This is a genomic window from Pseudomonas glycinis (genome assembly GCF_054871425.1).
Genome location: NZ_JBTYHF010000002.1, coordinates 721,986 through 746,508, shown reverse-complemented (window position 1 = coordinate 746,508; position 24,523 = coordinate 721,986). Strand labels below are relative to the sequence as shown.

Genomic DNA, 24,523 nt, shown 5'->3' with positions numbered 1-24,523 from the left:
GCTCAGTTTTGGCGCCGCAGTCAGGCGACGCCGATTAAAAATCGGGAAGCTTACTTCCAGGTAAAGATTTCCCACGACGGAATCAGCATATCCGGCTGGTCGGATCTGATGTAATTGGCGTCCGAACCATCGGCGCGCACCAGGAAATACGGTTTGCCCTTCTTGGGCGTGACCTTGATCGCATAGACGAAGCCATTCCGGCTGTACTCCTGAATGGTTTTGTCCCCCTCCGTGTGAATGGTGACCTCGGGGTCGCCGCCCGGCGCATCATCCGCCGCCATCGCGGCCAGTGGTGAGACAGCGATCAACCCGACCAGCAGCAAGCGATTTAACGTACGCATGATAACCTTGTCCCTTTGTCGTCAACGGTCCCGCTATTCTAGCCCCGGACCCGCCGAAAAGGTTGATCCTGCTCATGAGCCAAGCCCCCCTCGTCCTGGTGGACGGTTCGTCTTACCTGTACCGCGCCTTTCATGCACTGCCGCCACTGACCACGTCCAAAGGCCTGCCGACCGGTGCGGTCAAAGGCGTGCTGAACATGCTCAAGAGTCTGCGCAAGCAGTACCCGGACAGCCCCTTCGCCGTAGTGTTCGACGCCAAGGGCGGGACATTTCGCGATGAGATGTACGCCGAATACAAGGCCAACCGGCCGAGCATGCCCGATGACATGCGCGTGCAGATCGAGCCGCTGCACCAGAGCGTGATCGCCCTCGGCTTCCCGCTGCTGTGCGTGGACGGCGTCGAGGCCGACGATGTGATCGGCACCCTGGCCCGCAGCAGCGCGGCGGCCGATCGCCCGGTGATCATCTCCACCGGCGACAAGGACATGGCGCAACTGGTCGACGGCCACATTACCTTGGTCAACACCATGTCCGGTAGCTCGATGGATGTGGAAGGCGTTAAGGAGAAATTTGGCGTCGCACCGGAGCAGATCATCGATTACCTGGCGCTGATGGGCGATTCCTCCGACAACATTCCGGGCGTGCCGGGCATCGGCCCGAAGACGGCGTCCGGGCTGCTGGTCGGCGTCAACGGCGGTCTGACCGAGCTGTACGCCAACCTCGACATCGTGCCGACCCTGCCGATCCGTGGCGCAAAAACCTTGCCGGCCAAGCTCGAAGAACACCGGGAGATGGCTTTCCTGTCCTATCAACTGGCGACCATCAAGGTCGATGTGCCGCTGGATATCGGTCTCGATGATCTGCAGATGGGCCAGGAGGATCCGGCCAAACTCTACGAGCTGTACACCCTGCTGGAATTCAAGAGCTGGCTCAATGATCTGGATCGCGATGCCAAGCGTCTGGAACTGAGCGCGGCGGCCGAACCTGCGCCGGCGGGCGATCTGTTCAGCGCCCCGCAAGCCGAGGCACCTGTTGCTCCTGTCGAGGCCGCATACGAAACCATCCTCGATCAGGTCCGCTTCGACGTCTGGCTGGAAAAACTGCGCAACGCCAAACTGATCGCCTTCGACACCGAGACCACCGGCATCGACGCGCAGCAGGCGCAACTGGTTGGCCTGTCGTTCGCCGTACAGGCCAACGAAGCCGCGTACATCCCGCTGACCCACTCCTACATCGGCGTGCCGGAGCAGCTGGATCGCGACACCGTGCTGCGCGCACTCAAGCCTATTCTGGAAGACCCGAACAAACTCAAGGTCGGCCAGCACGCCAAGTTCGACATGAACATTCTGGCCAACTGCGCCATTGGCGGCGATCAGAGTGAAGGCATCAGCGTGCGCGGCATCGCCTTCGACACCATGCTCGAGTCCTACGTACTCAATTCCACCGCGACCCGTCACGACATGGACAGCCTCGCGCAGAAGTACCTTGACCACACCACGGTGAGCTTCCAGGACATCGCCGGCAAAGGTGCCAAGCAACTGACCTTCGACCAGATCGCCCTGGAACAGGCCGGGCCGTACGCCGCCGAAGACGCCGACATCACCCTGCGCCTGCACCAGACCCTGTTCGACAAGCTCAGCGCGATTCCGAGCCTGGCCAGCGTGCTGACCGACATTGAGATCCCGCTGGTGCCAGTGCTGGCGCGCATCGAACGCCAGGGTGCGTTCGTCGATGCCGAGTTGCTGGGCATTCAGAGCATCGAGCTGGGCAACAAAATGGTCGCGCTGGAGCGTGAAGCCTTCGAAATCGCCGGGGAAGAATTCAACCTCGGCTCGCCGAAGCAGCTGGGCGTGATTCTTTATGAAAAGCTCGGCCTGCCGGTGCTGAAGAAAACCGCCAAAGGCCAGCCGTCCACCGCTGAAGAAGTGTTGGCGAAACTCGCCGAAGACGATCACCGCTTGCCGAAGGTGCTGATGGAGCACCGCTCGATGAGCAAGCTGAAAAGCACCTACACCGATCGCCTGCCGGAGCAGATCAACCCGCGCACCGGGCGCATCCACACCTCGTATCACCAGGCTGTGGCTTCGACCGGGCGCCTGTCCTCCAGTGACCCGAACCTGCAGAACATTCCGGTGCGCACCGCCGAAGGCCGACGCATTCGTCAGGCGTTCGTCGCACCCAAAGGCTACAAACTGCTGGCGGCGGACTATTCGCAGATCGAACTGCGGATCATGGCCCACCTGTCCCGTGACGAAGGCCTGATGAACGCCTTCCGCAACAATCTCGACGTGCACACTGCAACCGCTGCCGAAGTATTCAAGGTCGAGCTTGATCAAGTGACCTCAGACCAGCGCCGCAGCGCCAAGGCGATCAACTTCGGTCTGATCTACGGCATGGGCGCGCAGAAGCTCGGCAAGGACATCGGCGTCGACACCAAGACCGCCAAGGCTTACATCGACACTTACTTCGCTCGTTATCCAGGCGTGCGCGAATACATGGAGCGCACCCGCGCGCAGGCGGCGGATCAGGGTTACGTCGAAACTTTCTTCGGCCGTCGCCTGTACCTACCGGAGATCAACTCGAACAAGCCGCAGGAACGCGCCGCCGCTGAACGCACGGCGATCAACGCGCCGATGCAGGGCACGGCAGCGGACATCATCAAGAAAGCCATGGTGGCTGTGGATAACTGGCTGACCACGTCGGGTCTGGACGCGCGGGTCATCCTGCAAGTACACGACGAACTGGTGCTGGAGGTTCGCGAGGATCTGGTCGAGCAGGTCAGCGCCGAGATTCGTACGCACATGAGCGAAGCGGCGAAACTGGATGTGCCGCTGCTGGTGGAAGTTGGCGTGGGCAACAACTGGGATGAGGCGCACTGAATATTGGCAAAGTTGCCGCGACGCGCCGTCGCGGCAAGCCCCGGGAACCGGGCTTAGACCGATAAATGCTTGAGGCTATTCCAAAGCTTTTTGAAAAAAATCTGAACTAATCTGTCGATCGAACACTCAGAGGTACTGAATGGCTGGTGAAGCCCTTCGATGCTCCTATGTTGTGTTAAGTGTTGGCAGATATCTGAACCCCGCCCTAGCGGTTCGGACCTTGAACCCCGGAACTTCTCCCTCCCCAATGAAGTCCGGGGCTTTTTTTGCCCCAAAACTGGCTGTGATGCCGTCATGCTGCGTTAAAAGCACCGCTAAAAATGCTCATTTAGGTACCCTAAACTCCGCTTTTTAGCGGTGCTTTCGCCTTGCCTGACAGCACCACAGTCAGTTTTGAAATTGTCTTACTCGGCTGCCGCCTCGGCGCCTTTGTCTGCCAGTTCCATCCAGTCGGCCAGTACAGTGTAGGCCTCTTCCAGGCCCATGCGTTTTGGTGCGGAGAACAACTGGATGGTGATCGAGTCGCCCCAGCCTTTGCGGATTTCCGACTGTACTTTCAGCAGGGTGTTCTTGGCTGCGCCGTAGGTGAGTTTGTCGGCTTTGGTCAGCAGGATGTGCATCGGCATGCCGGCGGCGACGGCCCAGTCGAGCATCAGCAGGTCGAAGTCGGTCATCGGATGGCGGATGTCCATCATCAGGATCAGACCTTTCAAACTCTCCCGACCACCGAGGTAAGCCTCGAGGTGGCGCTGCCAGTGTTGCTTGAGCGGGATCGGTACTTTTGCATAACCGTACCCCGGCAGGTCGACCAGACGGCGATCATCGTCTAGCTTGAAGAAGTTCAACAGCTGTGTGCGACCCGGAGTTTTCGAGGTGCGCGCCAGGCTGGCGTGAGTCAGGGTGTTCAGCGCGCTGGATTTGCCAGCGTTGGAACGACCGGCAAACGCCACTTCGAAGCCTTCGTCGTCTGGGCATTGATCGACTTTGGCGGCACTGAGCATGAACGTGGACTGTTGGCACAGGCCGAGGATGGGATTCTTGAGTTGCATGGGATTTCCGATGTGGGCGGCGCCGGGATTGGGCGCGGAACGCGGTGTCGCTTCCGTTTCAGTGACGCCAGTATATAATGCCGCAGATTTTGTGTGTGCTTTGTCCCAGCGAAGGATGAAGTTCACGAGAGCGACAGACTTTGATTGCGCATTAGAACGCAGAACGCTCTCAACCCTGAAAAGGTCGTTTTATGACGAAATGGCTGCTGGCTGCCGGAGTCTTGATGCCGCTTTACAGCGCACAGGCTACACAGGAACCGGAAGCTGTGTACAACCGTGTTTGTGGTGCCTGTCATTCCGGCCAACTACCCATGGCGCCCGCAAGAGGCGATCAGGAAGCTTGGACGCCGAGGTTGGCGAAAGGTATGGGGACGCTGGTGCAACACGTGACCCAGGGTTTCAAGGCGATGCCGCCGCGTGGTTTGTGCATGGACTGCAGTGCCGAGGATTACCAGGCCATCATCCTGTGGATGAGCGAGAGTAAGCCCGGTCCATAACTTAACCCTTAGCCGTAGTTGGATTAGCTGATGAACAAATTGATCGTGAGTCTGCTGTTGACCGTGGGAATTTCAGGTGTCGCCCATGCTGCCGGCGATGCCGCAGCAGGCCAGGCCAAAGCTGCCGTGTGCGGAGCCTGCCATGGCCCGGACGGCAACAGCATGGCGCCAAACTTTCCGAAACTGGCAGGTCAAGGTGAACGCTACCTCGACAAGCAATTGCACGACATCAAGTCGGGCAAGCGCGTGGTGCTGGAAATGACCGGGCTGCTGACCAACCTGAATGACCAGGATCTGGCCGACATCGCTGCGTACTTCGCCAGCCAGAAAGGCAGCGTCGGCGCCGCCGATCCGAAGATCGTCGCTCGCGGTGAAGCGCTGTTCCGTGGCGGCAACCTGGAAAAAGGTCTGCCAGCCTGCACCGGCTGCCACTCGCCGAACGGCTCCGGCAATGCCGCCGCAGGCTTCCCACACTTGGGTGGCCAGCATGCGCAATACATCGCCAAGCAACTGACCGATTTCCGCAAGGAAGAAGGCGGTCGCGCCAACGACGGCGACGCGATGACCATGCGCACCATCGCACGCAAGCTGAGCGACGAAGACATCGCTGCGGTTTCCAGCTACATCCAGGGCCTGCACTGAGGCCCTGAATCGAGGGCTGAGCGAGGCGCGCAGCGCCGGTCACGTTAACGCTCGATTAATCCTTCGCAGCAAGTATAAAAAGGGTGGCTTTGGCCGCCCTTTTTTGTGGCCGCTGCCGTTACACTACAGCACTCATGCCCGCCAGGATCTGTGTCGCAACAGGTCGAGCGAGGCGACCCAAATTGTTCAGGAGTAAAGCATGCGTAATCTGATCATCAGCGCCGCCCTCGTCGCTGCCAGCCTGTTCGGCGTCACCGCCCAGGCCGCTGAAGCCCCTGCCGCCCCTTACGTCGAACTGGCCAACCCGGTGCCGGTGGCAAAGCCTGGCAAGATCGAAGTGGTCGAGCTGTTCTGGTACGGCTGCCCGCATTGCTACGCTTTTGAGCCAGTGATCAATCCATGGGTTGAAAAACTGCCGTCCGACGTCAACTTCGTGCGCATTCCCGCCATGTTCGGCGGCCCATGGGATGCTCACGGCCAGATGTTCCTGACTCTGGAAGCCATGGGTGTCGAGCATCAGGTGCACAACGCCGTGTTCAACGCGATCCAGAAAGAACACAAGAAGCTCACCGACAAGAACGACATGGCTGACTTCCTCGCCACTCAAGGCGTGGACAAGGACAAGTTCCTCGCCACTTTCGACTCGTTCGCTATCAAAGGCCAGATCGTCAAGGCCCGTGAGCTGGCGAAGAAGTACGAAATCACTGGCGTGCCAACCATGATCGTCAATGGTAAATACCGCTTCGACATCGGCTCTGCCGGTGGTGCCGAGCAAGCATTGAAGCTGGCTGACGATCTGGTCGCCAAAGAGCGAGCGGCGAACAAGGCTGCTGCCAACTAAGCGCGGCATTCGTCATGCACCGCTGGAAGTCCGAACGCATCGTTGGCCTGCATGATCCGCAGGTCAACGAGCATCATCTGGCGTCTACGGGCCTGCCCGCAGACCAGCGTCTGCGCTTGCTCAGCTTCAACATTCAGGTCGGCATCAGCACCGAGCGCTATCGGCATTACCTGACCCGCAGCTGGCAGCATCTGCTGCCCCACACCGGGCGTTCCGGCAATCTGCAGAAGATCGGCGACCTGCTCGGCGACTTCGATCTGGTCGCGCTGCAGGAAGCCGATGGCGGCAGCCTGCGCTCGGGCTACGTCAATCAGGTCGAACACCTGGCCCACCTCGGCGCCTTTCCCTACTGGTATCAACAACTCAATCGCAACCTCGGTCGACTGGCCCAGCACAGCAATGGCGTGCTCAGTCGCCTGAAGCCGTGGGCGATCGAGGATCACCCGCTGCCCGGCCCGAAAGGTCGCGGCGCGATCCTGCTGCGCTTCGGCGAAGGTCCGGAGGCACTGGTGGTGGTGATGATGCATTTGGCCCTCGGCGCGCGGACGCGCAGCCTGCAACTGGCCTACATTCGTGATTTGATCAGCGGGTACAAGCATCAGGTGCTGATGGGCGACATGAATACCCATGCCAGCGACCTGCTCGAACACTCGCCGTTACGCGATCTCGGCCTGCTGGCCCCGCAGGTGGAAGCGACCTTCCCCAGCTGGCGCCCACAGCGTTGCCTTGATCATATTCTGCTCAGCCCGACCCTGACCCTGGAAAAGGTCGAGGTGCTGGCCCAGCCCATTTCCGATCACCTGCCGGTCGCGGTGGAAATTCGTCTGCCGGGTTCGCTCACGGCCGACGCATTGCCCGCGTTGAGCCCTGCCCCTCGCGGAACCTGTGAATGAGCGATGACGCCCAGCGCTGGAAAGAGAAGTACCTCAAGAGCATCGAACAGCAGGACAAGCTCGAGCGCCGCTGGGCCGCGCGACTCGACCTGCTGCGGCGCGGTCTGGTGCGCAGCACGCTGGCGGCCGAGGGCACCGACAAGGTCGTCGATCAGTGCATGAAAGAAATGCGCGAAGTCGTGCGTACCGATGACATGGACGCCGGCCTCGCCGCCCTGCTGCCGCGTCTGGAAAAAGCCGTGCTCGACTCCGAGCAGCGCCGTGAAACGCGCATTGATCAGGTCAGCACCGCGCTGACCGCGCTGGTCACCCAGTTGCAGGCCCTGCCACTGCCGCGCGAAGTCGCGCAACCGCTGAAGAAATTCGCCAAGCAACTGGACAGCCGCGTCGGTCAGGCACGGGAAATGCCGCTGCTGCTGAGCGAACTCAGTGGCTTGCAGGGCAAGGCCTTGAGTCAGTTGGAAACGCCTGCCGAGCCTGGCCGGCCGGGGCTGTTGCAGCGTTTGTTTGGCAGCCGTGACGGTGAGGAAGCTGCTGCACCGGCGGCCGACATACCAGCCACACCAGTGCCGCAACCGGTCGAAGCCCGACAATCTGAACCGGAGCCTGTGCAATCGGCACCGGTGGCCCAAGCTGAGCCAACGATCGCAGCGCCCGAGACCGTCATCGAAACGCCCGCCCAGACACCGCCTGATGAGCCGCAAGTCATTGCGTTCGCTGCGCCTGTGGTCGTCGTTGAAGCCGAGCCAGTGCAGGTTGAACCAGCCCCTGACACCGAGATGACCGTCGCTGCGCCAGCAACCGAGGCGTTCAACCCCGACGAACTGAGCCACCCCGGCGATCCTTTCCCGCTGATTCTCGATAGCCTGCCCTTGCCCGAGCCGATCGCTCAGGCCTTGGCCGCCATCGACCCGGAGCAGTCGGAGCACGACATCCTCTTCGCTCTGCCGGATTCCCCGGAGCCGTCCTACAGCTCCGTGGCCAGACATATCGAAGACACGCTGATCGGCCTGCTCGACGACCTGACCCTGCCCGAGCGCCACCGGCCGCAAGCCGAAGCCATGCGCGAACGGCTCAAACACGGGCTGAACTGGTACGAACTGTTGCCGATCCTCGACGATCTCGCGACTTTGATGCTGGCGATTACCGATAGCGGTCAGCACGAATTCGAAGCCTATCTGCAACAGCTCAACGAACGCCTTGAAGCGTTTCAGAGCAACCTGCAAGCGGCCAGCGAAGGGCATGCCGACAACAGCTCGGCGGCGCGGGCCATGGACACGCAGATTCGCGAGCAGGTCGACGGCTTGCAGAGCAGCGTCCAGCAAGCAGCCGACCTCGATGACCTCAAGCATGTGCTGGAGAATCACTTGGAAGGCCTGCTGGGAACGATGGACCAGCACCAGAAGCAGCGCGACGCCCGCGAACAGGAAGTCGCCGCCAGGTTGAAGAGCCTGTCGGAGCGCGTGGCGCATATGGAGCAGGAAGCCATGGGCTTCCGTGAACACCTTGAAGAGCAGCGGCAGAAAGCCCTGATCGATCCGTTGACCGGCCTGCCCAACCGTGCGGCGTGGAGCGAACGCCTTGAGCATGAAATCCAGCAATGGCAGCAGCACGGCAACACCCTCAGCCTGGCCATGCTCGACCTCGATCACTTCAAGCGGATCAACGACAGCTATGGCCATCTGGCCGGCGACAAAGTGCTGAAGATCATCGCCACGGTATTGCGCAAACGCCTGCGCGGCTCGGATTTCATCGCCCGTTTCGGCGGTGAGGAGTTCGTGCTGTTGCTGCCCGCGACGCCACCAGCGGTGGGCGCGAAACTGCTGGAAACCCTGCGCGCGGCGATCGAAGCCTGCCCGTTTCATTTCAAGGGCGAGCGAGTGACTATCACCATTTCCATGGGACTCGCGTCATTCCGGGCGGGAGAACACAGCGATCTGGTGCTGAAAAGAGCCGATCAGGCGCTGTACCGAGCAAAAAACGCCGGGCGCAACCGAGTCGAGCTCGGCTAAGGCAATTGTTCCATTTTGTTTAAATCCGCCCGCTGGCGGACTCTGAGCAAATCCGTACGTTACACTGTTGCATTATCGTTTTCAGCGTATCGTCCTCTGCCATGAAATTCTTTGCCCTTGTTGCCTCGCTGCTCGTCCTCGCTGGTTGCGCCAGCGGTCCGCGCTATGACACCAGCCACCCTTCGGCCAATTACGACAGCCGCATCCAGTTCGTTGTGGTGCATTACACCTCCGCGTCTCTGGAGCGTTCGCTGCAATTGCTGACCCATGGCGACGTCAGTAGCCATTACCTGATCGGCGATGACAAGAGCGCCACCGTGTACAAGCTGATGGACGAGAACCAGCGCGCCTGGCACGCCGGCGAAAGTCAGTGGCAGGGCCGTACTTGGCTGAACTCCAGTTCCATCGGCATCGAAATCGTCAATCCCGGCTACAAGGACACACCGACCGGGCGCCTGTGGTATCCGTACAGCGAAGCGCAGATCCAGTCGTTGATCACCCTGCTCAAGGACATCAGCAAACGCAACGGCATCAGCCCGCGGCACATCATCGGTCACAGCGACATCGCGCCGTTGCGCAAGCTTGATCCGGGGCCACTGTTCCCCTGGAAACGTCTCGCCGCCGAAGGCCTTGGCCTGTGGCCGAACGAGCAAGCAGTGGCGCGTCAGCAGGCGGTGTTCAGCAGCAACCCGTTGCCGGAGATCGGCTGGTTCCAGGCCCAACTCGCGCGTCTGGGTTACGACACACCGCAGACCGGCGAGCTGGACGTCGCCACGCGGCATGTCCTCGCCGCGTTCCAGATGCATTACCGCCCTGCCCGCTTCGACGGCACGCCGGATGCACAAACCGCGGCACTTCTTCTGGTTCTCAATCAGACAAAATAATGACGCCCGCCCGACGGTCAGGGCGAAATCGCAATCAGCAGCTATAACTCATGGTAATTCTTCGGAAAATCCCTGATGGCTGCGACCCGAGAGACGCTGCGTAGCTGGTTTTATCGCCCTGTTTTTTTGGCGATGATCGCGGCTGTCCTCAGCGCCAGCCTGTTGATCGCCGGCGGTATGTTCGTGGCGATGCGCCAGATGGAAATGCGCGAGAGCCAGGAAATGAACGCCCAGGGCGAACGTTTCCTCGCGCGCCTCGAACAATTGTTCGGCCAGTTGCGCGAAAGTCTCGACGACCTTGAAGCCCAGCCCTTGCGCGGCTGCGACGAAGAAATGATCGCGACCTTGCAGCAAGTCACCTTCAACTACCGCTTCGTCTACGAAGCCGCATATATGGACGCTTCGCGGTTCTGCTCCAACCGTCCGCGCCAAGAAGGTCTGTCGTTGGTGCGCGCGCCGGACATTCAGGGCCCGACCTACAGCTATTGGCTGAACACCACCACCGAACCCGATGAAAACCGCGCGGCGCTGATGCTCGGTCGCGGCAATTTTCGTGTCGCTACCTCGCGTGGACATTTGACCGACATGGTCGATCTGTCGCCCGGCAGCAGCCTGCTGGTGGTACTCGATCACGGCACTCGAGCGATTCCGGTGCTCGGCACCGCACAGACCTGGCCACCGACCGAACCCTGGCCACCGAGGAGCCCTGATGCGCTGCAAGTCACGCAAACGCGGCTGATCTATCGCATGCCCACCGACAACCCGGAATATCAATTGGTGCTGATTACGCCGCGCACGGGCATGCACGTCCCGGCTGTGTGGTGGTGGCTGTTGCCGGTGTGCCTGATCGCCGGGGCTGTTGTAGGTTTTCTGACCTTGCTACTGGTGCGTCAGCGCCAGTCGCTGGATGCCGAGCTGCACGGGGCGATCCGCCGGGGTGAGTTGCAGGTGCTGTATCAGCCGATCTTCGATCTCGACAGCCGCAACTGCGTCGGTGCCGAAGCGCTGCTGCGCTGGCGGCGCCCGGACGGCACGCTGACCAGTCCCGACCTGTTCATTCCCATGGCGGAGAACACCGGACAGATCCGGCAGATGACCGACTTCGTCTTGCAGCGTCTGCTCGAACAACTGGGGCAGTTACTGCGCGCCAACCCGCAGCTGTATATCTCGGTGAACCTCGCAGCCTGCGATGTCATGGTGCCGCGCATCGGCCAGGTCATGGCGCGGCTGCTCGCGCTGCACCGTGTCGCCGCGCGGCAGATAGCCTTCGAAGTCACCGAGCGGGGCCTGATTGATGTGGTGGTGGCGCGGGAAAACCTGCAAGCCTTGCGCGACGTCGGCCATCAGGTGCTGATCGATGATTTCGGCACCGGCTATTGCAGCCTCGCCTATCTGCAGACCTTGCCGGTGGACTGCCTGAAGATCGACAAGGCGTTCATTGATGCGCTGGGCCATGACGCAGCGAGCAGCGGCGTCGCTCCGCACATCATTCGCATGGCGCAGGCGCTGGATCTGAAAGTGATTGCCGAAGGCATCGAGCTGGAATCCCAGGCAGCGCTGCTCAGCAGTGAGGGGGTCAAGTTCGGTCAGGGCTGGCTGTTCGCTCACGCACTGAGCGCCGTGCAATTCATCGAACTGATCACCCGCGGCAGGCGCCTTGCCGCGCGGCGTATGGACGACGAAGCCTAGACGGCCAGCGCCATGTAGAACTGAGTGCCCTGCCCCGGCCGCGAATAAACGCCCATGCGCCCGCCGTGCAGCTGGACGATTTCCTTGCACAGCGCCAGGCCAAGGCCGGCGCCGCCCTTCTTGCGCCCGACCTGCACGAACGGTTCGAAGATCCGCCCCTGCTGGCCGTAGGCAATGCCCTCGCCATTGTCTTCGACGCTGATGATGACCCGCTCGCCATGCCGGCGCGCTTGCAGCCGGATCTGCCCGTCGCGGGCGGTGTGGCGTAAGGCGTTGTCGATCAAGTTGTCGAGGACGCGATCAAGTTGCGCCTGATCAGCCTGCAACCTCGGCAGCGGGCCTTGAATCTCGACGTTCAGCGCAACACCTTTGGCCGCAGCCACGTCGGCAAAGCGCAGCTGCGCCTGCTCCAGCAGGTCCTCAATGGAACATGGCGCCAGAGTGAGTTTCTGTAGGCCGTTCTGGTAGCGCGAGAAATTCAGCAAGTCGTTGATCAACTGCATCAGGCGCTGCATTTCTTCGTTGACCGTATCCAGCAGGTCAGCTTCGCGCGATTCCGCCGGGAATTTCGTCCGCTCGCGGAACAGCCCGAAAGCCATGTGCATGCCTGTGACCGGCGTGCGCAGCTCGTGGGAAGCGCGCAAGACAAACTCACTGCGCACGCGCTCGAACGCGCGTTGCTCGGTGACGTCGTGCAGCACCATCACCGCGCCGAGAATATGCCCCTGGGTATGACTGACCGGCGTCAGGCTGTAGGTCAGCAGGCGCGATTCGCCATCGACTTCGATGCTCAGATCTTCCGGCGCACGCTCCAGCGTGCCGCCGCGCAGGACCAATTGCAGTTGCGCATCCAGCTCCGGACGGCCGAGTGCAGTTCCCAGGCCTTGGCCGAGGCGGTCGTCTTCCCAGCCCAACTGGCGCTGAGCCACGGGGTTGAGGTGTTCGAGCTGGCCCTGGCGATCAATCATCAACAAACCGTCGTCGATACTGTCGAGCACCGCTTGCAAACGCTGCTGACCGGCCAACAGTTCGTCGACATTCATCGCCTGGTGTTCGCGCAGCGCCTCGGCCATCAGGCCGAAGCGTCGCGACAACAGGTTGACTTCCATGGCCGTGGAAATCGGCAGGGTCACGTCATAGTTGCCCTGGCCGATATTGTCGGCAGCCTTGGCCAGCGCTTCGATCGGTGCGCCGAAACGTCGGGCGATGCCCTGGGCGGTGACGAAACCGATGATCAGCACCGCCAGTCCGACCAGGCCAAGCAGCCCGGCAATCAGCAACGCGCGTTCACGGGCAGCGTGCTGGACCGCGTTGATGGTTTCCAGCGCATGTTTGTGCTCAGCGATCAAACCGTTACGGAGAATATTGAAGCGCTCGCGGAAATCCGCGCTGGTGCTCGCGTTCTTCGCCGCTTCGGCGGTCACGTCGAATGAGGCGAGGAAGTTCAGGTAGTCGGCCTTGGCCTGGCGGAAACCGTAAGGCTGGCCATCGCCCTCCTGCTGCTGGGCGATGCCTTGGTCGAGCAACTCGAAGTAGTGCTGCTTGGACGCTTCGAACGCAACGGGATCGGGTTTTTCGGCGAGCATGATGATCAATTGATCACCGAGGGTCTGGCGCAGCTTGAGGCCCAGATCCAGGGTGACGAAGTTGCTGCGCACCAGCGCTTCCTGTGACCCGGCCATCTGCATCACGCTGACCAGCCCGAGCAAGAGCCCGAGCAAGGCCACGGTGATCAACGCAGAAATGCTCAGGAACAGGCGCGTGCGCAGCTTGATCGCCAGTTTCATCGCGCAGTGCTCACAGGTTGTACTGCTTGCGTTTGCGATACAGGGTCGAGGCGTCGATGCCGAGGGTTTTCGCCGCTTGGTCCAGGGTGCCGGCGGTGGCCAGCACCGCGCCGATGTGCGCTTTCTCCAGCTCGTCCAGGCTCAGTGCCGCGCCGACCCGTGGCGCGTTGTTGGCCGGTTGTTCGGCCATGCCCAGGTGGCTGATTTCCACGCGTTCCTGCGGGCAGATGATACTGGCCCGCTCGACCACGTTGCGCAGTTCGCGAATATTGCCCGGCCAGCGATAACCGAGCAGCGCTTCGCGCGCCTCATCGCTGAAGCCGCGCGCCGGACGCGCGTACTCTTTGACGAAACGTGCGAGGAAGCGATCGGCAAGGGTCAGGATGTCTTCGGCGCGCTCGCGCAACGGCGGCAGATGCAGGGTGATGACGTTGAGACGATAGAGCAGGTCTTCGCGGAAACGGCCGTCGCGGACCATGTCTTCGAGGTTGAGGTTGGTCGCAGCGAGGATGCGCACATCGGCGCGGCGAGTGACCGGGTCGCCTACCCGCTCGTATTCCTTGTCCTGGATGAAGCGCAGCAACTTGGGTTGCAAAGTCAGCGGAAAGTCGCCGATCTCGTCGAGAAACAGCGTGCCGCCGTCCGCCTGGTTGACTCGACCCAGCGTGCTTTCGCTGGCGCCGGTAAACGCGCCACGGCTATGGCCAAACAGCTCGCTTTCCATCAGCTCGGCAGTCAGCGACGGGCAGTTGATAGTGACGCAGGATTTCTTCTCGCGCTTGCTCCAGCCGTGGATCGCACGGGCCAGTTCACCTTTACCCGTGCCGGACTCGCCAAGGATAAGAATGTTGGCGTCGGTACTTGCGACCTGCCGGGCCGTTTCCAGCACGACTTTCATCGCCGGGCTGTGGGAATCGAGACCGTCTTTCGGTTTGCGGATCTCGCCTTCCAGCGCTTCAAGGCGCGCGGAGAGCTGGCGCACTTCCAGCTGCTTGGCGGTGGCCAGGCGCAGTTGATCAGGGCTGCACGGCTTGACCAGATAATCGGCGGCGCCAGCCTGGATGGCATCAACCGCGGTGTCGACCGCCGAATGGGCGGTGACGATCACTACGCGCATCCACGGCGCCTGAATGCGCATCTGCGCGAGGACGTCGAGACCGTTGTCCTCGCCGAGGCGCAAATCAAGGAAGCACAGATCGAAGACCTGACGTTGCAGCAAAGCATCGGCCTGGGCCGCGCTATTGGCGGTGGCTACCGTATAGCCTTCGTCTTCGAGGCAATAACGAAACGTACGCAGGATGGCGGATTCATCGTCCACCAGCAGAATGCGGCCTTGTTGCTCAGTGGCAGATTCCATTTTTCCTACGCTCCATAGTGATTAGTCTTGGGTTAGTCCCGGAAAAATCGGGCAAGTTGCATGGTTGATTCTGAACGATACCAGCCATAGGAGGGTAGCTCTCTACTGCCATAACGGCCAATTCATTGATTTCGTTGAGTTTTAAAACATTCTGCGTTTTGCAGGGCAGATCCTGCGTCCTCTTCTGACATCTGCGTACCGGTAGCAATTCCATATCATCGAAATTTCCCACGAAATAATCGTGCATTGCGCACGACCGCAGAAGAGCCATCGTGCAGGATGCGTCTTAGGAAATTTCTCAATCACGTATAACTCCTTGTTTTCATTGGTTTTTTCACAGATGAAAAAACTGGCATGCAGGCTGCAATACCTCACTCAGCCCGGGCAGAACAGCACTGCCCCAACCGAACAAGCGTGAGGAACACAGGATGACTCGCCCAATCGCCGCCCAAGTACGTATTTCGCCACTGCAGATCCAGCAAGGTCTGTTCGGTGTACTGGCGTTGCTGATCACCCTGATCGTTTGCCAGCAGTACATGAGCTGGGAAAACAGCCGCAAACCCGAGCCACTGATTTCGATGCAGCACAGCACTCAAACGCACTTCAGTGCCGTGAGCAGCAGCCAGGTTGAAAACGCTTCGATGCACATGATCGATGTCGACCAGGCGCAACCGCTGGATCAATTGCCACGGGAAGAGCGCTGGGTTTTCTAAGCCTTTGAACACATTCAGGCGCGTAGCGCCGGAAACCGGAAACACCCCTAAATAGAGAAGTAAGGAGAATCACCATGTTGAGCTGGGCAATTACATTCTTGATCATTGCCATCATCGCCGCCGTTCTGGGCTTCGGTGGTATCGCGGGCACCGCCACGGGTATCGCCAAGATTCTCTTTGTCGTGTTCCTGGTGATGTTCATCGCTTCTTTCTTCTTTGGCCGTCGCGGCCGAGGTTAACGATGATCGGTCTCAAGACATTGGCCGCCGCCCTGCTTCTGGGCGGCAGTGCCATGGCCATGGCGGCCAATGACGGCCAAACCCGGGTCAACGAACTGCTCGCCTCCGACGCGCAGTACCGTGAAACCTGGGAAGGCGTGATCAAAAAGGAAGAGCGCGTACCGGAATGGGTGATCAACCTGTCCGGCACCTCCGAACAACAGATGCATGCCGTTACGGAAGATGGCGATCAGTATCTGGTCGGCCCGCTCTGCGAGAGTCAGGACAAGTGTCTGAATCACCGTTTGATCGTGGCCTTCAGCTTCGACAAGGATGACGCCTACGCCATGCTGGTCGATGTGCCGGAAGGTCTGCCGCAGGACAAGTCGCCGACGCGACACGCGACTTATCGCTTCTTCGGCAAACCTGATCAGGGCATGCAGGATCTGCTGATGGAAACCCTGAAGAAAGATCCGAAGTGGTACTGACGCAGGACGCGCAAAGGTTTCGAACACGAAAGCAGCGCCCCGCTGCTTTCCATTGCGCCGCCCGATGAGGGTCGGTGCATGACCAGGGGGCCGGGATGTTCTGACTGATACGGGGTCGGAGTGACCTACGGGTACAGGGAGTACCTGCGCAAGGGCCGGGTCAGGGTAAAAGCTGCGCCGCAGGTTCGTCGACCCGGTGGTCTGACGAATCTGCGCTGGGCTTTGAATCCGCTAAAACATTGATCCAGCAAGCCAAATTCCTTTTTCAATCGTCGACACTGCGAGGAAAACATTTCGCGGTGTTTCCTGGCGACCGTATATCGACAAAGATCGCGCTCGTTCCGTGTGACTTCTAGTCTTGCGATTCAGACTTTTTCCGGAAATTTCCGCCGGTTTTTCCTGTGCAAAATCTAACCAGCCTACGCTGTAACGGCCGGTTCACGGCACTTATGCCGGCATAAATGTCACAATCGAACCGCTTGGGACGCCAGTTTCAAATGAAAAAGCTCATGCCGATTAGGCATAGGGTAGGCGTTTACGGCATTAGACGGCGCCACCTTGCATCGGAATAGTTGCGCCTTTTTTCGCCTGCCGAAGAGCCGTAAACACGCGCTTCGGGGCACCTTATACGGAGGCAGATGCACAGACTTTTCCGCTGATGAGCGTTCCAGTTCCTGCATGTGCCTGAGTCAAACGCAAGTAAGGGTAAAGATAATGAAGAAGGCAAAAATCAGCCTCGCCTGGCAGATCCTCATCGGTCTGATTCTGGGGATTGCAATTGGTGCGTTGCTCAACCACTTCAGCGCTGAAAAGGCCTGGTGGATCAGCAACGTCCTGCAACCGGCAGGCGATATCTTTATCCGTCTGATCAAGATGATCGTGATCCCGATCGTCATTTCCTCGCTGATCGTCGGCATCGCTGGCGTCGGCGACGCCAAGAAACTCGGGCGTATCGGCCTGAAGACCATCATCTATTTCGAGATCGTCACCACCATCGCCATCGTTGTCGGTCTGGTGCTGGCCAACGTGTTCCATCCGGGCACCGGCATCGACATGAGCACCCTGGGCACGGTGGACATCTCCAAGTACCAGGCGACCGCCGCCGAAGTGCAGCATGAACATGCATTCATCGAAACCATCCTCAACCTGATCCCGTCGAACATCTTCGCGGCCATGGCTCGCGGCGAAATGCTGCCGATCATCTTCTTCTCCGTGCTGTTCGGTCTCGGCCTGTCGAGCCTGCAGTCGGACCTGCGCGAGCCGCTGGTGAAGATGTTCCAGGGCGTTTCGGAAAGCATGTTCAAGGTCACCCACATGATCATGAACTACGCCCCGATCGGCGTGTTCGCACTGATCGCGGTGACCGTGGCCAACTTCGGCTTCGCCTCGCTGCTGCCGCTGGCGAAACTGGTGATCCTGGTTTACGTCGCCATCGCCTTCTTCGCCTTCGTCGTGCTGGGCCTGATCGCCAAGCTGTTCGGCTTCTCGGTGCTCAAGCTGATGCGCATCTTCAAGGATGAGCTGGTACTGGCCTACTCCACCGCTTCCTCGGAAACCGTGCTGCCACGCGTGATCGAGAAGATGGAAGCCTACGGCGCGCCGAAAGCCATCTGCAGCTTCGTGGTACCGACCGGTTACTCGTTCAACCTCGATGGCTCGACCCTGTACCAGTCGATCGCGGCGATCTTCATTGCCCAGCTGTATGGCATTGACCTGTCGATCAGCCAGCAACTGCTGCTGGTGTTGACGCTGATGGTCACCTCCAAAGGCATCGCCGGCGTACCGGGCGTGTCCTTTGTAGTGCTGCTGGCGACTCTGGGCAGCGTCGGCATCCCGCTTGAAGGCCTGGCGTTCATCGCCGGTGTCGACCGCATCATGGACATGGCCCGTACCGCACTGAACGTGATCGGTAATGCTCTGGCGGTGCTGGTCATCGCGCGCTGGGAAGGCATGTACGACGACGCCAAGGGCGAGCGCTACTGGAACTCCCTGCCGCATTGGCGCAGCAAGGAAAAACTGCCGGCTGGCGAAATTTCCAAGAACTGATGCAAAACCTGTGGGAGCGGGCCTGCTCGCGATAGCGGTACACCAGACAACAGAGATGTTGAATGGGCCGGCCTCTTCGCGAGCAGGCTCGCTCCCACAGTGATTGATGCAAGCCCCACTAACGAACCCCGGAGCAATCCGGGGTTTGTCGTTTCTGGCGACCCCGCTATCATTCGCCGCATTCTTCGGGGGATTTGACTGATGCTTAATGGCCTGTGGCTTGGCTTCTTCATCGTTGCATCCGTGTCGGCGCTGGCGCAGTGGCTGATCGGCGGCAACGCCGGGATCTTCGCGGCGATGGTGGAAAGCATTTTCGCCATGGCCAAGCTGTCGGTCGAAGTCATGGTGCTGCTGTTCGGCACCCTCACCCTGTGGCTGGGCTTTCTGCGCATCGCCGAAAAGGCCGGGATCGTCGAGTGGCTGGCCAAGGTCCTCGGCCCGCTGTTTCTGCGGCTGATGCCGGAAGTCCCGCCCGGCCACCCTGCCCTTGGCCTGATCACGCTGAATTTCGCCGCCAACGGTCTGGGCCTGGACAACGCCGCCACGCCGATCGGCCTGAAAGCCATGAAAGCGCTGCAGGAGCTGAACCCCAGCGCCACCATCGCCAGCAACGCGCAGATTCTGTTTCTGGTGCTCAATGCCTCGTCGTTGACCCTGCTGCCCGTGACCATCTTCATGTACCGCGCCCAGCAAGGCGCGCCGGATCCGACGCTGGTGTTCCTGCCGATTCTGCTGGCGACCAGTTGCTCGACTATCGTCGGTTTTCTCTCCGTAGCTTTCATGCAACGCCTGCGCATCTGGGACCCGGTGGTGCTCGCCTATCTGCTGCCCGGCGCGCTGATCCTTGGCGGCTTCATGGCGCTGCTCGGCACGCTTTCCGCGACAGCGCTGGCGGGATTGTCGTCGATCCTCGGCAATCTCACGCTGTTCGGCCTGATCATGCTGTTTCTGCTGATCGGCGCGCTGCGCAAGGTCAAGGTGTACGAGGCGTTCGTCGAAGGCGCGAAAGAAGGCTTCGATGTGGCGAAGAACCTCTTGCCGTATCTGGTCGCGATGCTGTGTGCGGTTGGCGTGCTGCGCGCCTCTGGTGCTCTGGATTTCGGCTTGGACGGCATTCGCCATCTGGTCGAATGGGCCGGCTGGGACACGCGCTTCGTCGATGCGCTGCCGACGGCGATGGTCAAACCGTTCTCCGGCAGCGCCGCGCGGGCGATGCTCATCGAGACCATGCAGACTTCCGGCGTCGACAGCTTCCCGGCGCTGGTCGCGGCGACGGTGCAGGGCAGTACCGAAACCACGTTCTATGTGCTGGCGGTATACTTCGGCGCGGTGGGGATTCAACGCGCACGGCACGCGGTGGGGTGTGCGTTGCTGGCGGAGTTTGCCGGAGTGGTGGGCGCTATCGGGGTCTGCTACTGGTTCTTCGGCTGAGCAAAATTCCCATGTGGGAGCGAGCCTGCTCGCGAAGTCGGAGTGTCAGTCAACGCTTAAGTGACTGATACACCGCTTTCGCGAGCAGGCTCGCTCCCACAGGAGCTGTGGTGTGTCAGCGGGGTTGCGGGGCGAGTTTCTGGCCTTGCTCCACGGCCCAGGCCACAACCTTGGCCGTGAGGCGATCACTGGCTTGGCCAAACCCGGCGACCACCGCTGGCACCTGAACATCGCTCAACGGCTGGCGCTCTTCAAAACGGCGGCTGGCGAGGATGCGCTGGTCATAGCCGCGCACCAGCAACGCATCGACCCGCACCACAACGCCGGCCTGGGTGCCCTGATATTCGGTCTGAAACGCCTGCAAACTGCCGCCCAGTTCCAGATCCGCCTGGAAGTTGCTGTCGTCGGTGCTCAGCAACGTCACTCTGCCGTCACGCTGGAATCCATCGAGCAGGCGATTGCGCAGCAGTACCGGCGCCGGATCGCTCCAGCGCGAGCCTTTGTAGCTGCTGATCACATCGCCCTGCGGGATAACGGCAATGCTCGGCCGGTTCAGTGCTTCGCTGGCCTGCAATTTATTCAAGCGCAGCGACCACGACTGCGTCGCCGCCGGGCTGGCCGAGGCGGGCGCTTGCGCGGCGGGCAGGCGGTAGACGTCCGAGGGTTCCGACTTGGGCAAGATCGAGCACGCGCCGATCAGGGTCAGGCCAGCGCCGAGCAGGGCGATTCGAGTCAGCTTCATGGGGTGAATTCCTTGTTCTTGTCGCTGCCCAGCAGGTAGCCGCTGGGGTTGGCCTCAAGGCGTTGGGAAATGGCGCGCAGCGAGGTCAGCGTCTCGCGCAGTTCGCGAATCGCCGGGGCCAGGCCGTTGAGGCCCTGCATGCCGTTATCCAGCGAATTCTGGTTTTTGCTGAGCAAGCCGTTGATGGTCACGCTGCTTTGCTCCAGCGACTTCATCGCCTGTTCGGCGCTGCCCAAGGCCTGCTTGCCCTGATCATTGAGCAGGCCGTTGGCGTTGCGCATCAGCAGTGAGGTCTGCTCGAGCATGCTGCCGGCCTGTTTGCCGACGGTCGCCAGTTGCTGCATGGCTTGTTTGATGTCGCCGCGCTGGTCGTTGATGGTGCCGGTGGTCTGTTCCAGATGGGCAAGGGTCTTGCTCACACGCTCGACGTTTTCCGCGGAGAACATGTGGTTGGCGTTTTGCAGCAGGGCGCTGATGCCGGTCATCAAGTCGCTGCTGTCGTTGAGCAGACGTGAGATAGGCGAGGGCGAGGCGACCAGAGTTGGCAGCTTGCCGTCATGCCCGCGCAGTTTCGGGCTCTCGGGTGTGCCGCCGCTGAGCTGGATGATCGAGGTGCCGGTGATGCCGGTCAGCGCCAGTTTGGCCTGGGTGTCTTCCTTGACCGGCGTGTCGCCCGCCAGACGAATCCGCGCCAGCACCCGGCGCGGGTCCTGCGGGTCGAGGCGCAGGCTGACCACGTCACCGACCTTGATCCCGCTGTACTGCACCGAGCTGCCCTTGGACAGACCGCTAACCGCCTCGTTGAACACCACTTCGTAATCCTTGAACTCAGTGTCGACGCTCGATTTGGCCAAAAACAGGCCGAAGAGCAGGGCGCCGGCCACGACGATCACCGTGAACAGGCCGATCAACACATGATGGGCTCGGGTTTCCATATCAGACCTCGTTGAGCTGTTTGGCGGCGTCCAGCGCCGAGCGGCCGCGCGGGCCGTGGAAGTATTCGTGAATCCACGCGTCGTCGGTTTCCGAGACGTCGTCGATAGGGCCGGCAACCAGCACTTTCTTCTGCGCCAGCACCGCCACGCGATCGGTGATGGTGTACAGCGTGTCGAGGTCGTGGGTGACCAGAAACACACTCAAACCCAACGCATCACGCAGGGTCAGGATCAATTGATCGAACTGCGCCGCGCCGATCGGATCTAGGCCGGCGGTGGGTTCGTCGAGAAACAGAATGTCCGGATCCAGCGCCAGGGCGCGCGCCAGCGCCGCGCGCTTGATCATGCCGCCGGACAGCGACGCCGGGTATTTGTCCGCCGCCGACAACGGCAGCCCGGCCAGCGCCAGTTTCACCGCCGCCAGGTGCTCGGCATCGTGACGGCTGAGGCCGGCGTGTTCGATCAGGGGCAGGGCGACGTTCTCGGTCACGGTCAGCGAGGAAAACAGCGCGCCTTTCTGGAACAACACACCGAAGCGCCTTTCGATCAGCGAGCGTTCATGCTCGGGCAGATTCGGCAGGTTCTGGCCGAAGACTTTGACCATGCCTTCGCTGGGCCGATTCAGCCCGACGATGCTGCGCAGCAGCACCGATTTACCGGTACCGGAGCCACCGACCACGGCGAGGATCTCGCCCTTGTACACGTCCAGATCAAGGTTCTCGTGCACGCTCTGCGGGCCGAAGCGATTGCACAGGCCACGGACTTCGATCACCGCCTCCGAGGGCGCGCGGGGTAGACGACTCACCAGCCCATCTCCATGAAAAACAGCGCAGCCACCGCATCGAGCACGATCACCACGAAAATCGACTGCACCACGCTGGAGGTGGTGTGCGCGCCGACCGATTCGGCGCTGCCGCTGACCTTGAAGCCTTCCAGGCAACCGATCGCCGCGATCAGGAAGGCGAAGATCGGCGCCTTCACCAGCCCGACCAGAAAATGCTGAATGCCGATGTCCGATTGCAGCAGCGAGAGGAACATCGCCGGCGAGATGTCCAGCGACACTGCGCAGACCACGCCGCCGCCGACAATCCCCGAGAGCATCGCCAGAAACGTCAGCATCGGCAGCGCCACCAGCAGGGCCAGCACGCGCGGCACCACCAGCAACTCGATCGGGTCGAGGCCGAGGGTGCGGATCGCGTCGATTTCTTCGTTGGCCTTCATCGAGCCGATCTGTGCAGTGAACGCACTGGCGGTGCGCCCGGCCATCAGGATCGCCGTGAGCAGCACGCCGAATTCGCGCAGGAACGAGAAGCCGACCAGGTCCACGGTAAAAATCGTCGCGCCGAAACTGGCCAGTACCGTGGCGCCAAGAAACGCCACCACCGCGCCGACCAGAAACGTCAGCAGGGCCACGATCGGCGCGGCGTCGAGGCCGGTCTGCTCGATGTGCGCGATCATCGGCGTGATGCGCCAGCGCTTGGGCCGCAACAGACCACGGGCGATGACTTCGAGAATCAGGCCGACGAAGCCGAGCAGTTGCAGCGTGTCGGTCCAGACCTTGTCCACCGCGCGGCCAATGCGCGTCAGCAGTTGCACGCTGACGCTGATTTCCGGCTCCTTGATCGGCACGCAGAAATCACTCAGCGAGCGGTACACGGTTTGCAGCAAGGCGCGGTCGGCAGTTGAAAGGGTGCAATCGGGGTGTTCGGCGGTTTTACCCAAGCGCTCGGAACCGAGCAGCTCGACCAGCAACGAGGCGCCGGCGGTGTCGAGGGCTCCGAGGCCGTTCAGATCGATGGAAGTGTTGGCGTCGTACTGGCCGCGGAGCTTTTCGCTCAGATGCTTGAGCGCGGTGTAGTGGGCGAGCGTCCAGTCGCCGCTGACCCGCAGACGGGCAGGGCTGAGCGCGGTGTCCAGGTGGGCACTGCCGGGGGTTGGGCTGCTGGTCATAAGCTCCGTGCTTGTACGGCCGTTACGAGATCCTACGTAATAGCACGAACCGGATTACTTTTCTTTGGCCGGTGTGCTGTCGGTAATTGCGAAACGCAGCACGCCGATCAACTGGCCATCCTCGGTCAGCACCCGCACCTGCCACTTGCCCGCCGGGCTGCCGGGGAAATTCTGCTTGTGGGTCCACGCCCGGTAGCCTTCCTTGCGCCCGCCATGGATGTCGAGGGCGATGCGGTCGACCTCTTTGCCGTTGAAGGTCCACACGTGATAAATCCGCTCGTCGAGGCCGCGCGGCGCGTTGATCGCGGTGTAGGCGTAGAGCCCGCCGCTGCGGATCTGCTCGGCGCTGACAGTATCGAGGCTGGCGCCGGGGGTGCGATCCTGCAGCTGCGTGCTGATCGCTACGTCGGTCATCCACAGCGTTGCCGGCGGCACCCACGAACGCAGCGCCCAACCGACGCCGCCGATGCCGACTGTGATGAACAGAATCGCCAGGGCATTGCGCACCGTGCGGATCGGGAAGATCGATGCCAGGCTCGGGAACGACAGCAGCACGGCAATCCCCAGCGCCCATTTGAAACTCTGCGCGGTGGTCAGGTGCATGATCACCGGCAGCGCGGTGAGCAGGGCGGCGAACAGGGTCAGGGTGTGCAGCGCGAGAAACGCCCAGCGCCGTGGCGCCAGCCATTTGTAGTACAGCGGATCGACGATAGAGATCAGTGCAGCAACGCTGAGCAGCCCCGTGAAGACAAACTGGCCGCTGTTCCACGTGGTGGTGATGAAGAAGAATGGCAGAACGAAAAACAGGCTTTCCTGATGGATCATCTGCGTCGCGTAGCGCAGCAGCGGCTGGGGAATCTCGCGCTTGAAAATCTGTGTGAACAGCCCGGTCAGGGTGTTTTCCAGCATCAGCCAGATCCAGCTGAGCAGCATGATCACCGTGATCCAGCTGGCTAGCCCCTGTTGGCGATCGACGAGGATGAAACTGCCGACCCCGGAAATGAAACCACCCGCCGCGATCAACCCGGGGTAGCGCTTCATCAGCTCGAGAAGGCGCTGGATAAGGAGGGTCAGTTTTGGCATTTTGGCGGTTCACGACGATATGGGGAAAATCCCGGAAAGGTTAACG

General features: G+C 61.1%; 22 protein-coding genes. 13 read left to right on the top strand and 9 right to left on the bottom strand.

All coding sequences use genetic code 11. The features are described 5' to 3' along the window. Nucleotides 1-50: 50 nt before the first annotated feature. A complete protein-coding gene (locus ACYSTU_RS07460) occupies nt 51-341 on the bottom strand; it encodes a DUF2782 domain-containing protein (protein ID WP_122603564.1) in 291 nt (96 codons plus the stop codon). A gap of 74 nt (nt 342-415) precedes the next feature. Between ACYSTU_RS07460 and polA the strand changes: the two genes are divergently transcribed. After that, nucleotides 416-3,220 (top strand): DNA polymerase I, encoded by a 2,805-nt coding sequence (gene polA / locus ACYSTU_RS07455; protein ID WP_281891641.1) that lies wholly within the window; start codon nt 416-418, stop codon nt 3,218-3,220. Between the two features lie 404 nt (nt 3,221-3,624). Here polA and yihA read toward each other — a convergent pair whose 3' ends face one another. After that, entirely contained in the window at nt 3,625-4,269 is a 645-nt protein-coding gene (gene yihA / locus ACYSTU_RS07450) for a ribosome biogenesis GTP-binding protein YihA/YsxC (RefSeq protein ID WP_039757139.1), read from the bottom strand. Between the two features lie 191 nt (nt 4,270-4,460). Here yihA and ACYSTU_RS07445 point away from each other — a divergent pair, with 191 nt between their 5' ends. The 7 genes from ACYSTU_RS07445 to ACYSTU_RS07415 all read left to right on the top strand — a co-directional run bounded on the left by ACYSTU_RS07445 (nt 4,461) and on the right by ACYSTU_RS07415 (nt 11,727). Then, nucleotides 4,461-4,766 (top strand): c-type cytochrome, encoded by a 306-nt coding sequence (locus tag ACYSTU_RS07445; protein WP_136493263.1) that lies wholly within the window; start codon nt 4,461-4,463, stop codon nt 4,764-4,766. Nucleotides 4,767-4,796: 30 nt separating this feature from the next. Beyond that, a complete protein-coding gene (locus ACYSTU_RS07440) occupies nt 4,797-5,408 on the top strand; it encodes a c-type cytochrome (RefSeq protein WP_071173954.1) in 612 nt (203 codons plus the stop codon). Nucleotides 5,409-5,607: 199 nt separating this feature from the next. Further along, nucleotides 5,608-6,249 (top strand): thiol:disulfide interchange protein DsbA/DsbL, encoded by a 642-nt coding sequence (locus tag ACYSTU_RS07435; RefSeq protein WP_016772349.1) that lies wholly within the window; start codon nt 5,608-5,610, stop codon nt 6,247-6,249. A gap of 14 nt (nt 6,250-6,263) precedes the next feature. Further along, on the top strand, nt 6,264-7,142 hold the full coding sequence (locus ACYSTU_RS07430; protein ID WP_136493262.1) for an endonuclease/exonuclease/phosphatase family protein: 879 nt from the start codon (nt 6,264-6,266) through the stop codon (nt 7,140-7,142). After that, the gene (locus ACYSTU_RS07425; protein ID WP_498997121.1) at nt 7,139-9,154 is read left to right on the top strand and encodes a GGDEF domain-containing protein; all 2,016 of its coding nucleotides are present in this window, start codon (nt 7,139-7,141) and stop codon (nt 9,152-9,154) included. The genes ACYSTU_RS07430 and ACYSTU_RS07425 overlap by 4 nt, the downstream gene beginning before the upstream one ends. 101 nt (nt 9,155-9,255) lie before the next feature. Next, nucleotides 9,256-10,038 carry an N-acetylmuramoyl-L-alanine amidase gene (locus tag ACYSTU_RS07420; protein ID WP_498997118.1) on the top strand — a complete coding sequence of 261 codons (783 nt, stop codon included), beginning with the start codon at nt 9,256-9,258 and terminating at the stop codon, nt 10,036-10,038. A gap of 75 nt (nt 10,039-10,113) precedes the next feature. Then, nucleotides 10,114-11,727, top strand: a complete 1,614-nt coding sequence (locus ACYSTU_RS07415; RefSeq protein ID WP_498997114.1) for an EAL domain-containing protein — start codon at nt 10,114-10,116, stop codon at nt 11,725-11,727. Here the strand turns inward: ACYSTU_RS07415 and ACYSTU_RS07410 are convergent. Both ACYSTU_RS07410 and algB read right to left on the bottom strand, forming a co-directional pair. After that, entirely contained in the window at nt 11,724-13,514 is a 1,791-nt protein-coding gene (locus tag ACYSTU_RS07410) for an ATP-binding protein (RefSeq protein WP_498997111.1), read from the bottom strand. The genes ACYSTU_RS07415 and ACYSTU_RS07410 overlap by 4 nt on opposite strands. A gap of 10 nt (nt 13,515-13,524) precedes the next feature. Then, nucleotides 13,525-14,871 carry a sigma-54-dependent response regulator transcription factor AlgB gene (gene algB / locus ACYSTU_RS07405; protein ID WP_024014980.1) on the bottom strand — a complete coding sequence of 449 codons (1,347 nt, stop codon included), beginning with the start codon at nt 14,869-14,871 and terminating at the stop codon, nt 13,525-13,527. Between the two features lie 428 nt (nt 14,872-15,299). Here algB and ACYSTU_RS07400 point away from each other — a divergent pair, with 428 nt between their 5' ends. The 5 genes from ACYSTU_RS07400 to ACYSTU_RS07380 all read left to right on the top strand — a co-directional run bounded on the left by ACYSTU_RS07400 (nt 15,300) and on the right by ACYSTU_RS07380 (nt 19,767). Continuing rightward, entirely contained in the window at nt 15,300-15,584 is a 285-nt protein-coding gene (locus ACYSTU_RS07400; protein ID WP_016772355.1) for a hypothetical protein, read from the top strand. Between the two features lie 74 nt (nt 15,585-15,658). Further along, nucleotides 15,659-15,823: a DUF1328 domain-containing protein gene (locus tag ACYSTU_RS07395; RefSeq protein WP_003177151.1), complete on the top strand. Its 165-nt coding sequence runs from the start codon at nt 15,659-15,661 to the stop codon at nt 15,821-15,823. Nucleotides 15,824-15,825: 2 nt separating this feature from the next. Further along, the gene (locus tag ACYSTU_RS07390; protein WP_016772356.1) at nt 15,826-16,290 is read left to right on the top strand and encodes an inhibitor of vertebrate lysozyme family protein; all 465 of its coding nucleotides are present in this window, start codon (nt 15,826-15,828) and stop codon (nt 16,288-16,290) included. Between the two features lie 714 nt (nt 16,291-17,004). Further along, a complete protein-coding gene (gene gltP / locus ACYSTU_RS07385; RefSeq protein ID WP_024014978.1) occupies nt 17,005-18,336 on the top strand; it encodes a glutamate/aspartate:proton symporter GltP in 1,332 nt (443 codons plus the stop codon). A 201-nt stretch (nt 18,337-18,537) separates the two neighbouring features. Next, nucleotides 18,538-19,767 (top strand): nucleoside recognition domain-containing protein, encoded by a 1,230-nt coding sequence (locus ACYSTU_RS07380; protein WP_498997106.1) that lies wholly within the window; start codon nt 18,538-18,540, stop codon nt 19,765-19,767. 115 nt (nt 19,768-19,882) lie between these two features. Here the strand turns inward: ACYSTU_RS07380 and ACYSTU_RS07375 are convergent, their stop codons facing one another. Genes ACYSTU_RS07375 through ACYSTU_RS07355 form a run of 5 tightly spaced genes read right to left on the bottom strand, consistent with a single transcriptional unit; the run spans nt 19,883 to nt 24,477 of the window. Then, nucleotides 19,883-20,509: an ABC-type transport auxiliary lipoprotein family protein gene (locus tag ACYSTU_RS07375; RefSeq protein ID WP_123441936.1), complete on the bottom strand. Its 627-nt coding sequence runs from the start codon at nt 20,507-20,509 to the stop codon at nt 19,883-19,885. Next, on the bottom strand, nt 20,506-21,444 hold the full coding sequence (locus ACYSTU_RS07370) for an MlaD family protein (protein WP_016772359.1): 939 nt from the start codon (nt 21,442-21,444) through the stop codon (nt 20,506-20,508). The genes ACYSTU_RS07375 and ACYSTU_RS07370 overlap by 4 nt, the downstream gene beginning before the upstream one ends. 1 nt (nt 21,445) lies before the next feature. Further along, nucleotides 21,446-22,249 (bottom strand): ABC transporter ATP-binding protein, encoded by an 804-nt coding sequence (locus ACYSTU_RS07365; protein WP_123441935.1) that lies wholly within the window; start codon nt 22,247-22,249, stop codon nt 21,446-21,448. Further along, entirely contained in the window at nt 22,246-23,394 is a 1,149-nt protein-coding gene (locus ACYSTU_RS07360) for an ABC transporter permease (protein WP_498997101.1), read from the bottom strand. The genes ACYSTU_RS07365 and ACYSTU_RS07360 overlap by 4 nt, the downstream gene beginning before the upstream one ends. 54 nt (nt 23,395-23,448) lie before the next feature. After that, on the bottom strand, nt 23,449-24,477 hold the full coding sequence (locus ACYSTU_RS07355) for a DUF5924 family protein (protein WP_498997098.1): 1,029 nt from the start codon (nt 24,475-24,477) through the stop codon (nt 23,449-23,451). Nucleotides 24,478-24,523 lie beyond the last annotated feature (46 nt).